This is a genomic window from Allomesorhizobium camelthorni (assembly GCF_011045125.1).
In the GTDB taxonomy this organism is placed as follows: domain Bacteria; phylum Pseudomonadota; class Alphaproteobacteria; order Rhizobiales; family Rhizobiaceae; genus Allomesorhizobium; species Allomesorhizobium camelthorni.
Window position 1 is genome coordinate 92,449 of sequence record NZ_JAAKZF010000010.1, and the last position, 8,804, is coordinate 101,252.

The 8,804-nt window shown below is 63.3% G+C and carries 13 protein-coding genes and 1 pseudogene; 5 read left to right on the forward strand and 9 right to left on the reverse strand.

Translation table 11 applies throughout. From position 1 onward, the window contains the following. Nucleotides 1–13: 13 nt before the first annotated feature. The gene (locus G6N73_RS10685) at nucleotides 14–1,168 is read right to left on the reverse strand and encodes a tyrosine-type recombinase/integrase (RefSeq protein ID WP_165027373.1); all 1,155 of its coding nucleotides are present in this window, start codon (nucleotides 1,166–1,168) and stop codon (nucleotides 14–16) included. 124 nt (nucleotides 1,169–1,292) lie between these two features. Here G6N73_RS10685 and G6N73_RS10690 point away from each other — a divergent pair. The 4 genes and pseudogenes from G6N73_RS10690 to G6N73_RS10705 form a co-directional block, all read left to right on the forward strand. Continuing rightward, nucleotides 1,293–1,670: pseudogene (locus G6N73_RS10690) on the forward strand (ComF family protein); the annotation flags it as partial. Between the two features lie 22 nt (nucleotides 1,671–1,692). Further along, on the forward strand, nucleotides 1,693–1,962 hold the full coding sequence (gene grxC / locus G6N73_RS10695; protein WP_165027375.1) for a glutaredoxin 3: 270 nt from the start codon (nucleotides 1,693–1,695) through the stop codon (nucleotides 1,960–1,962). Nucleotides 1,963–1,973: 11 nt separating this feature from the next. Further along, nucleotides 1,974–2,840 carry a carbon-nitrogen hydrolase family protein gene (locus G6N73_RS10700; RefSeq protein ID WP_165027378.1) on the forward strand — a complete coding sequence of 289 codons (867 nt, stop codon included), beginning with the start codon at nucleotides 1,974–1,976 and terminating at the stop codon, nucleotides 2,838–2,840. Then, nucleotides 2,837–3,262, forward strand: a complete 426-nt coding sequence (locus G6N73_RS10705) for a DUF1178 family protein (protein ID WP_165027380.1) — start codon at nucleotides 2,837–2,839, stop codon at nucleotides 3,260–3,262. Before G6N73_RS10700 ends, G6N73_RS10705 begins: the two co-directional genes overlap by 4 nt. A 6-nt stretch (nucleotides 3,263–3,268) precedes the next feature. Here the strand turns inward: G6N73_RS10705 and G6N73_RS10710 are convergent, their stop codons facing one another. Then, entirely contained in the window at nucleotides 3,269–3,757 is a 489-nt protein-coding gene (locus tag G6N73_RS10710) for a MarR family winged helix-turn-helix transcriptional regulator (protein ID WP_165027382.1), read from the reverse strand. A gap of 98 nt (nucleotides 3,758–3,855) precedes the next feature. Between G6N73_RS10710 and G6N73_RS10715 the strand changes: the two genes are divergently transcribed. Continuing rightward, nucleotides 3,856–4,773 carry a DMT family transporter gene (locus G6N73_RS10715; RefSeq protein ID WP_165027384.1) on the forward strand — a complete coding sequence of 306 codons (918 nt, stop codon included), beginning with the start codon at nucleotides 3,856–3,858 and terminating at the stop codon, nucleotides 4,771–4,773. A 270-nt stretch (nucleotides 4,774–5,043) separates the two neighbouring features. Here the strand turns inward: G6N73_RS10715 and ubiG are convergent, their stop codons facing one another. The 7 genes from ubiG to G6N73_RS10745 form a co-directional block, all read right to left on the reverse strand. Continuing rightward, nucleotides 5,044–5,796: a bifunctional 2-polyprenyl-6-hydroxyphenol methylase/3-demethylubiquinol 3-O-methyltransferase UbiG gene (ubiG, locus tag G6N73_RS10720; protein WP_165027386.1), complete on the reverse strand. Its 753-nt coding sequence runs from the start codon at nucleotides 5,794–5,796 to the stop codon at nucleotides 5,044–5,046. Nucleotides 5,797–5,960: 164 nt separating this feature from the next. Beyond that, nucleotides 5,961–6,707, reverse strand: coding sequence for an adenylate/guanylate cyclase domain-containing protein (locus tag G6N73_RS10725; protein ID WP_343044592.1), 747 nt, complete (start codon nucleotides 6,705–6,707; stop codon nucleotides 5,961–5,963). Further along, on the reverse strand, nucleotides 6,593–7,255 hold the full coding sequence (locus G6N73_RS36805) for a hypothetical protein (protein ID WP_246251880.1): 663 nt from the start codon (nucleotides 7,253–7,255) through the stop codon (nucleotides 6,593–6,595). The genes G6N73_RS10725 and G6N73_RS36805 overlap by 115 nt, the downstream gene beginning before the upstream one ends. 74 nt (nucleotides 7,256–7,329) lie before the next feature. After that, the gene (locus tag G6N73_RS10730; protein WP_165027390.1) at nucleotides 7,330–7,713 is read right to left on the reverse strand and encodes a type II toxin-antitoxin system VapC family toxin; all 384 of its coding nucleotides are present in this window, start codon (nucleotides 7,711–7,713) and stop codon (nucleotides 7,330–7,332) included. Further along, nucleotides 7,710–7,967 (reverse strand): type II toxin-antitoxin system Phd/YefM family antitoxin, encoded by a 258-nt coding sequence (locus G6N73_RS10735; RefSeq protein WP_165027392.1) that lies wholly within the window; start codon nucleotides 7,965–7,967, stop codon nucleotides 7,710–7,712. The genes G6N73_RS10730 and G6N73_RS10735 overlap by 4 nt, the downstream gene beginning before the upstream one ends. 97 nt (nucleotides 7,968–8,064) lie before the next feature. Then, a complete protein-coding gene (locus G6N73_RS10740; protein ID WP_206078786.1) occupies nucleotides 8,065–8,523 on the reverse strand; it encodes a type II toxin-antitoxin system HicB family antitoxin in 459 nt (152 codons plus the stop codon). Beyond that, nucleotides 8,492–8,722, reverse strand: coding sequence for a hypothetical protein (locus G6N73_RS10745; protein ID WP_165027394.1), 231 nt, complete (start codon nucleotides 8,720–8,722; stop codon nucleotides 8,492–8,494). The genes G6N73_RS10740 and G6N73_RS10745 overlap by 32 nt, the downstream gene beginning before the upstream one ends. Between the last annotated feature and the right edge of the window lie 82 nt (nucleotides 8,723–8,804).

Consider the following 8,804-nt stretch of genomic DNA (forward strand, 5'->3'; position numbering starts at 1 on the left):
CAAGGACAAATATTTAGTGAGGCGCTTTGTCGCAGTAGACGGCCCAATCATTCATCAATTCCCGCCGCTTCGCCAAGGCATCGCCACGGCGATAGGCACGCTCCGTCGCGTCGCCAACGGCGTGCGCCAGTGCCGCCTCGGCAACTTCGCGCGGGAAGTCTGTGCAATCACCTGCCCAATCGCGGAACGCGGAACGGAAGCCATGCACGGTGATGCCGGGACGCTTCTCCACCGTGACGTCGCGCATGCGGCTATGCCCTATAGGACGGCGATCTCTTAACCGCCCGGCGAACACATAACCCTCGCCGGGGGAGCCAAGTGCGGCAATGGCGGCGTCGGAAAGCGGAACAACATGTTCCTTCTTCTTAACCTTCATCCGCTCGGCCGGTATCGTCCATAGCTTGGTTGCCAAGTCGATCTCGCGCCATCGCGCCTTACGCGCCTCATCGGTTCGCACGGCGGTAAGGATGGCGAAGAGCAGGCACCTCTCTTCAGGTGAGTCGCCAAGTTCCTTCAGGAATGCTGGAACGTCCGCGTATGCCATGGCGGCATGATTGGCTCCGGTGACGCGGCCAGCTTCGGCTAGCACGTGCTCTAGATGCCCTTGCCAGCGTGCAGGGTTCTCACCGCTGCGCAGTTTCTTCGCCTTGGCATAGTCCAACACATTCTCGATCTTGCTCCGGACACGTTGGCCGGTAGCCGGCTTCTTGGCCCATAGCGGCCGCAACACCTCCTCGACCAGTTCCGTATTCACCTTTTCAATGGCAACGTTCGCTATCTTCGCAGAGTGGACAAGAAGGTGATACCGCCATTCGGATTGTGTCTTCGTCGTCCAGTCGCCGGCTTCATCAATGTAGCGCTCGGCAACTTCCTTGAACGTTGCGCGGCTGGCCTTCTGTGTCGAGCGCTCGGCGAACGGATCTCGGTCCTCGGCAAGCATGTCGCGGAAGGCGTCGGCCTTCCTTCTGGCGTTCGCCAGGTTGATGGAAACTGCGCCTCCGTAACTTCCCAAACCAAGCTCACGCCTCACGCCGTGCCGTCGATAAATGAAAAACCAACTCTTGCTTCCGCCCGGATGAACGCGAAGATACAACATATCGCCGTCACCGTAGACGCCGGGCTTTGTGAGTGCCTTGACCTTCGAATCCGTGAGCTTGTGTCGTGCCATCTACCATACCGCCTAACATAACAATAGCGGTTGCTACTATGGATAACCATATTATCCAAGTCAACACAAAGACAAGCGAACACAACGAGTTATGGTAAAAAAGCTAATGACTTCAAAAGCACTTGTGCCGCTGCACTGGCGGCGCTTTCTCGAGCGCCGCTTCAACCAGTCGGCCGAACTCGCCCGCACGGTTGCGGCCATGTCCGGCCTGCCCTTCGCGCCGGATGCGGTCAGGCGCGTCAAGCGCACGCGCCAGCAGGTCGGGCTGCCGCTCAGGGAGCGCGAGGACAATGTGCGCGCCGCCTTCGGCGTGCCGCCAGAGGCCGACATTGAGGTGCGCGGCCGGCGCGTGCTGGTGGTCGACGACGTCTACACCACCGGCGCCACCGTCTCCGCCGTCGCCCGTGCGCTCGCCAAAAGCGGCGCCAAGGCGGTCGACGTGCTGACCTTCGCGCGGGTTCTGCCAGGGGACTTTCAGCCCGGCGAAGCGCAGACTATATAGATTTCAGGCAACAGGACCGATCATGGTTGATGTGACGATCTATACGCGCATGATGTGCGGCTACTGCTCGGCGGCCAAGCGGCTGCTCGACAGGAAGGGCGTGTCCTACACCGAGCACGACGCCTCGTTTTCGCCGGAGCTGCGCCGAGAGATGATCGATCGCGCCAATGGCGGCTCGACCTTCCCGCAAATATTCATCGGCGACGTCCATGTCGGCGGCTGCGACGACCTGCATGCATTGGACGCACAGGGGCGGCTCGACAGGCTGCTCGCCAACGGCACTTTGAAGTAGGAATCCCGATCATGAACATGTTCAAGGCCGCAGCGATCCAGATGCGCTCCGGTACCGACCCGCAGCGCAACGCCGCCGATCTGGAAAAGCTGGTGCGCGACGCCGCCTCGCAGGGCGCGACCTACATCCAGACGCCCGAAATGACAGGCGCCATCGTGCGCGACCGGGAGGCGCGCAATTCGCTGTTCACGACACAGGACCGCGACCCGATAGTCGCCGCGTCGGCCCGGCTCGCCGCCGAACTCGGCATCTTCCTGCATATCGGTTCGACGGCGATCCTGCGCGCCGACGGCAAGCTCGCCAACCGAGCGCTGCTGTTTTCGCCGGACGGAAAGATCGTCACGACCTACGACAAGATCCACATGTTCGACGTCGATCTCGACAATGGCGAAAGCTGGCGCGAATCCGCCGCCTATGAGCCGGGCCGCGAGGGCGTCGTCGCTGACCTGCCCTTCGCGAAGCTGGGCTTCGCCATCTGCTACGATCTGCGCTTCCCGCAGCTGTTCCGCGCCGAGGCGCTGGCAGGCGCCGATGTGCTGACCGTTCCGGCAGCCTTCACACGGCAGACCGGCGAGGCCCATTGGCACGTTCTGCTGCGCGCCCGCGCCATCGAGAACGGCGCCTTCGTCATCGCCGCCGCGCAGGGCGGGCTTCATGAGGACGGCCGAGAGACCTACGGCCATTCGCTGATCGTCGACCCGTGGGGCCGCGTGCTGGCCGAAGCCGCGCATGACGAACCGGCCATTATCGTCGCCGAGATCGACACTGCCCTGTCGGCTGCCGCCCGGAGAAAAATACCCAATCTGAAGAACGCGCGCGAATTCGGCGTCTCCCAGGCCGGCCGGCCCGAGGCAGCGCTCAGGGGAGCAGCGTCGTGATACGATTTTCGCTCGAATGCGAGCACGAGCACGGCTTCGAGGCCTGGTTTCGCAACAATGACGATTTCGAGACGCAGCGCAAACGCGGCTTTGTCGAATGCCCGGCCTGCGGCTCGCACAAGGTCGACAAGGCGCTGATGGCGCCCGCCGTCTCCACCGGCCGCAGCCGTGAAAAGATCGCGCTCGCCATGGGCGAGGAACAGAAGCAGGCGATGGCGCAGTTGAAGGCGCTGTCGGAAAAGATGCGCGAAAGCGCCGACTATGTCGGCGACAAATTCGCCGAGGAGGCGCGCAAAATCCATTTCGGCGAGACCGACCCGCGCGGCATCTATGGCGAAGCCACCACCGAGGAGGCGCGCGGCCTGATTGAGGACGGCGTCGAGTTCATGCCGATCCCGGTGTTTCCAGAGGATCGCAACTGAAGTGGACTAGCCGCCCACGCTCCTGATCAACTTTTCCAGCAGTTCCGCCAGCCTATCCTGCTCCGCGCGCGTCAATCCCGCCAGCACCTGGTGCTCATTTTCGACACGCGCGGTGACTGCTTCGTCGATCAGTGCGCGGCCCTTCTCCGTCAGTTGCACGATCACGCCGCGCCGGTCGTCGGGATGCGGACCGCGCGCAATCAGCCCGGCTTTCTCTAACCGGTCGAGCCGGTTGGTCATGGCGCCCGACGTCACCATCGTCGCCTCGTAAAGCGCTGTCGGCGTCAGCGCATAAGGCGGCCCTGAGCGGCGCAGCGTCGCCAGCACGTCGAATTCGCCGGATTGCAGCCCGAAGCGTGCGAACAGGGGGTTGAGCCGGTCGCGTGAGATCAGGGAGGCTGCCTCCCTCAATCGCCCCAGTACCAACATCGGACGGACGTCGAGGTCCGGACGCTCTTTTTGCCATTGTTCGACAGCCCTTGCGGCTCTGTCCATTGCCTCACCGTAAAGTATCTTGACATAAAGAATCTTTGTACTATGTTACCTCGAAACCGGGCAGCGGCCAAGTCCCGGCCTCCTTGATCTTCGGCGGCATGCAATTTGACGGCGCTGGCCTATGGCGGCCGTACCTCTGGAACTCCGCCTTCGCCCTCCTCCTCGTCACCGGCGGCCTGCTCGGCCTCTCGCTTCCCTTCGGCAAGATCGCCACCGAGGGCGGCGCCTCCGGCATGCTGTGGGCCTTCGTCATCTCCCTGGGCGCGGGCGGCGTGCTTCTGGCCATGCTCCTCTCAAGAGGAAAGCGCATCGTGCTCGATACCCATAAGCTGCGCTATTTCGCGATCACGGCGGCGGTCTCCTACGCCATCCCCAATTTCCTGATGTTCTCGGCCATTCCGCATCTCGGCGCCGGCTACACCGGCATCATGTTCACGCTGTCGCCGGTGATCACGCTGGTCCTGTCCATCCTGCTCGGCGTCCGCCGCCCCAATCTGCTCGGCGTCGCCGGCATTGCCATAGGCTTCGTCGGCGCGGTCATGGTGGCGGCGACGCGCGGCGAGGCGGGCGCGCCGGCGGACCTGTTCTGGGTGGCCGTGGGCCTCCTGATCCCCTTCTTCCTCGCGGCCGGCAACATCTACCGCACCTTCGATTGGCCGCGCGACGCAGGGCCCATCGAGCTTGCCGTCGGCAGCCATCTGGCGGCGGCCGCGATGCTGCTTGTGGGCCTGCTTTCGATCGAGGGAGCAGGCTCGTTCGCCGTCCTGTCCGGTATGCCCGTCGTGGTGCTTGCGCAGATGACCGCGGCCGCGGCGATGTTCGCCTTCTTCTTCCGGCTTCAGGCGGTCGGCGGCCCGGTCTATCTGAGCCAGATCGGCTATGTCGCCGCAGCTATCGGCCTCGTCGCCGGCGTGTTGTTCCTCGGCGAACGCTACCAGCTCCTGACCTGGCTCGGCGCGTTGATCGTCACCGTTGGCGTCATCATGACGACGAAGGCGCAGAAGCTCGACAAGTAGTCAATATCTTGATGTATCATTGGCCAGCACGAGGAAATCGAGATGGCCTCTCACATTAAGAATCCAGACGCCGACGAGCTTGCCCCGAGGGCCACCGCGCCCGGCAATGAACTTGCGCCGGAGGAGCCAAGCCTTCGCTGGTCGAACTCAGCATGAAATTCAGCCGCGAGGTTCGCACTCGTGGCGATCCTCAAAAAGGGCAACCTGCGGACAAAGCGTTTATCGACAGTCTCTACGAGGACGATTGACGCCAACCGCCTCCAGCCGCCCTCACGACGGTCGGCGCTTTTCCGCCAGCACCATGTAGTTCACGTCCATGTCGCGCGAGCGCTGCCAGCGGTCGGCAAGCGGGTTGTAGATGACGCCGGTGCGGTCCGTTGTCATCATGCCGGCATTGGAAAGCGCCTTTTCCAGTTCCTCCGGCCGCACCAGTTTGCCGTACTGGTGGGTGCCGCGCGGCAGCCAGCGCAGCAGGTATTCCGCCCCGACGATCGCCAGGCCGAGCGCCTTCAGCGTACGATTGATCGTAGCGACGAACATGATGCCGTCCGGCTTCACCATGTCTGCGCACTTGCCGATGAACAGATCGATGTCGGCGACATGCTCGACCACTTCCATATTGAGGATGACGTCGAAGGTCTCGCCGGCGTCCGCCAGCGCCTCGGCGGTCGTCGCGCGGTAGTCGACCTCCACGCCTGCCTCGGCCGCATGCAGCCGCGCCACCTCGACATTGGTCTCCGATGCGTCGGCGCCGACCACTTCGGCGCCGAGCCTGGCCATCGGCTCGCACAAAAGGCCGCCGCCGCAGCCGATGTCGAGGATGCGCAGACCCTCGAAGGGCCGCGCGGCATGCGAATCGCGCCCGAACCGGGCTGCGATCTGGTCGCGGATGTAGGCGAGCCTGACCGGGTTGAATTTGTGCAGCGGCCTGAACTTGCCGTTCGGGTTCCACCACTCGGCGGCCAGCGCGGAGAAGCGTTCCACTTCTCCGGCATCGATCGTAGATCGTGTCGGTTCGGGCATGGCGTGGTCTCCTTCGAGCGCAACCAAGTCGGGTCCCATGGCGGTCTTGTCAAGGCGGCAATCGCAAACGGGGCGACCACCACCGGTTCCTGAGGTCGAACCGAAGCCGATATTGCGCGGCTCGCGCTGGACTGCCCGCCTGCATTTTTTCGTGGAAAACCGTGTCAGGCGGCGGCCGAAGTGGAATTGTCGGCGGTTTCGGCCCGGCCGGTCAGGAAATGGAGCTTCATCCTGCCCTTCCCCTTGATCAGAACCATGCCGCGCTCCTCGAAGCTGTAGCCGTCGCCGATCGCCTGCCTCGCCTCGTGCGAAACCTGGATCCGGCCTGCCTGTCCATGCTGCTCCATGCGGGCGGCGGTGTTCACCGTGTCGCCCCAGACATCGTAGAACAGCTTGCGCGAGCCGATCACGCCGGCCACCGCGGGGCCGCTGTGGATGCCGATGCGAACGGCGATCTCCTCGCCGAGTTCCCGCGACAACGCCGCCGTCACCTCCAGCATGTCGAGCGCTATCTCGGCGACAGCGCGGGCATGGCCCTCTTGCTTTTCCGGCAGGCCGCCGGCGACCATGTAGGCGTCGCCGATCGTCTTGATCTTTTCCAGGCCGTGCCGTTCGGCAAGTGTATCGAATTCGGAGAAGATCCGGTTGAGGAACGACACCAGCCGGTCGGCCGGAAGCCGGGCGGCGCGCGGCGTGAAGCCGACAATGTCGGCGAACAATATGGTCACGGCAGGCAGGCCGTCGGCGATGATCTCGTCCGGCCGCTGCTTGAGCCGCGCGGCGATCGAGGCCGGCATCAGATTGAGCAGCAGCCGCTCCGACCTCTCATGCTCCGCCTCCAGCGCGTCCTCGGAGGCTTCCGCGCGCCGGAACGTGTAGAAGGCGGCGATGAAATTGATGATCGCCGACATCGAGACCGACAGGATGAAGGTGAAGGTCGCCACGCTCTCCGGCATCGGCATGATCGCCGACTGGCGCGGGAAGGCGAGTTCGATCGCCGCGAACACCACGAGATAGGCGAAAAATACATCGAGGCGAGCCCGAGCCGGCCCGACCCCAGTATCATGATCAGTATGCCCGGCCCGGCGAGCAGGAAATATTGCAGGCCGGCGTCGGCCCCGGCGATCAGCGCATAGGTCGAAAGCCCGACCGCCGCCGTCGCCCACAGATAGGTGCCGGCGGCAAGCGTGCCGAAGCGATGCAGTAGCGGCGTCGCCAGCCAAACCAGGGAGAAGGCAAGCAGCGCCGCGATGAACGGGAGATAGCGGACCGGGCCGAGGAGCAGAAAGATGACCGCGAAGCCGGTGTTGGAGAACACCGTCGCCAGGCTGACGAAGTTGAGCAGCGCGGCGCCGCGCTCCTTGCGTTTGTCGGGATCGCCCACGCCGTAATTCAGATAGCGCCCGAACGGCTTCAACGCCGGCTGCGCATAATGCTCGATAGCCGCCACGAAAGTCATGGTCAGGTACCCCCCGATCCCAGACCGTGGCTTAACCGAAGTTTCGCCCCCGCGCTAGGCGGCGTGACCGCGGCCTACAGCACGCCTTCGATATCGGTTTTCCCAAAATCGTCGCCGACATAAAGCAACGGGCAGGCATTCTCCTTCGCCGCCTCATAGGCGAAGCAGTCACCAAAGTTCAGGCTGGCCGGGTGAACGCCCTTGCCCCACCGCTCATAGGCTTGCGCGATCCGTCGCGCCGAGGCCGCTGTTACAGTCGTGACGTCGAAGCCCAGACCTTCGATCAGCACTGCCATTTCCTCGCCGACATTCCTGCGGGCGGACACGATGAGCGCCTCGGTGATCGTTCCCGCCGAAATCAGGAGGCCATCGGCCGCTTCGATCGCGGCGCTGCAGGCATCGGCGCTGGACTCGTTGAGAACGATCGCCATGAGGGCAGACGTGTCGACTGCGATCATTTCGGCAGGCCGTCGTCATCATAGAGAAAATCCTGGCTCCGGGCGGCGTCAGGCCCGGCGGTCGCCTTTGCCGCCCCCGAAGCACGAACGGCGTCGATCAATGCCCGCCGAGCTTTGGGGCTTGGCGCTACTTTGACCGGCACCAGCCTGACGGCAGCCTGCCCATGACGGGTGAGCACGACCTCATCGCCGGCTTCGGCGCGCCGAACGAGTTCGGTCAGTTGTCCCTTGGCTTCGGTAACCGAGATTTGCATGGCATGGCCCAGTGTTCGTTTAAAAAATGGACCATCATATGGTCCATGTCAAGAAATGCTATCGAGGCGGCGGCGAGCGCTGATCCTCGTGCCAACCTCACGCAGCCTGGTGGACCTCAATCTCAACCGCACGGCCTAGAGCCGAAAAGGCTGCTTCGATCTGTTCAAGTCTCGACCGGTGATCGAGCCGGAAAAGCCGGTCGACGGATTCCCGGTTCCAACCAAGCCGGCGTGACAACTCGGCCCGGGTAATGCCCGACGACCGGAGCGTCCAATAAAGATTGAGCTTGAGCGCGGTCAGCAGCGGTAGCGCAATGATTTCGCCATCTGCCGTGTCCGGAGCCGGAATATCCTCGCCATCATCGATCATGCTGGCAAGTACGGTTTCGATGGCATCCACGGCATGTGCTCGAGCTTCTTCCTTCGTCTCGCCGAACGTCGCCACCATAGGAAGTTGCGGGCACGTAACAAGGAACGTGTCATTGTCGTCCGGGGTGAGTTCAATCCTGTAACCAAACGTTACTTCAATCCCCCTCCCTCTCCGCCAGTTCCACAAGGTTCCGCAGCGCCTCGACGCCGAGCCGGTTCATATGCTTGCGGCCGAGCGCGATGTCGATACGCATGGCGAGTTCGTGCGGGTCGGCGCCGCGCAATTCCGACAGGGTCTCGACGCCGATCTCCTCAAGATAAGAAATCATCCGTGGCCCGATCGAATGAGCCTTCAGCATCTTTTCGCGTTCGGTCTTGCCGATCATCCCGGTACCGCCTTTGCGGAGCCGCCGCCGGCTCGCCGAACCGTTTCTTAACGTGTGTTGTCTAGACCGGAAAAGGTGCGGC

Bases quoted from the DNA above. Each gene is read 5' to 3' on its own strand.
- G6N73_RS10685 (WP_165027373.1), bottom strand. From the start codon at position 1,168: ATGGCACGACACAAGCTCACGGATTCGAAGGTCAAGGCACTCACAAAG.
- grxC (WP_165027375.1), top strand. From the start codon at position 1,693: ATGGTTGATGTGACGATCTATACGCGCATGATGTGCGGCTACTGCTCG.
- G6N73_RS10700 (WP_165027378.1), top strand. From the start codon at position 1,974: ATGAACATGTTCAAGGCCGCAGCGATCCAGATGCGCTCCGGTACCGAC.
- G6N73_RS10710 (WP_165027382.1), bottom strand. From the start codon at position 3,757: ATGGACAGAGCCGCAAGGGCTGTCGAACAATGGCAAAAAGAGCGTCCG.
- G6N73_RS10715 (WP_165027384.1), top strand. From the start codon at position 3,856: ATGCAATTTGACGGCGCTGGCCTATGGCGGCCGTACCTCTGGAACTCC.
- ubiG (WP_165027386.1), bottom strand. From the start codon at position 5,796: ATGCCCGAACCGACACGATCTACGATCGATGCCGGAGAAGTGGAACGC.
- G6N73_RS10725 (WP_343044592.1), bottom strand. From the start codon at position 6,707: ATGTCGGCGATCATCAATTTCATCGCCGCCTTCTACACGTTCCGGCGC.
- G6N73_RS36805 (WP_246251880.1), bottom strand. From the start codon at position 7,255: ATGACTTTCGTGGCGGCTATCGAGCATTATGCGCAGCCGGCGTTGAAG.
- G6N73_RS10730 (WP_165027390.1), bottom strand. From the start codon at position 7,713: ATGATCGCAGTCGACACGTCTGCCCTCATGGCGATCGTTCTCAACGAG.
- G6N73_RS10735 (WP_165027392.1), bottom strand. From the start codon at position 7,967: ATGCAAATCTCGGTTACCGAAGCCAAGGGACAACTGACCGAACTCGTT.
- G6N73_RS10745 (WP_165027394.1), bottom strand. From the start codon at position 8,722: ATGATCGGCAAGACCGAACGCGAAAAGATGCTGAAGGCTCATTCGATC.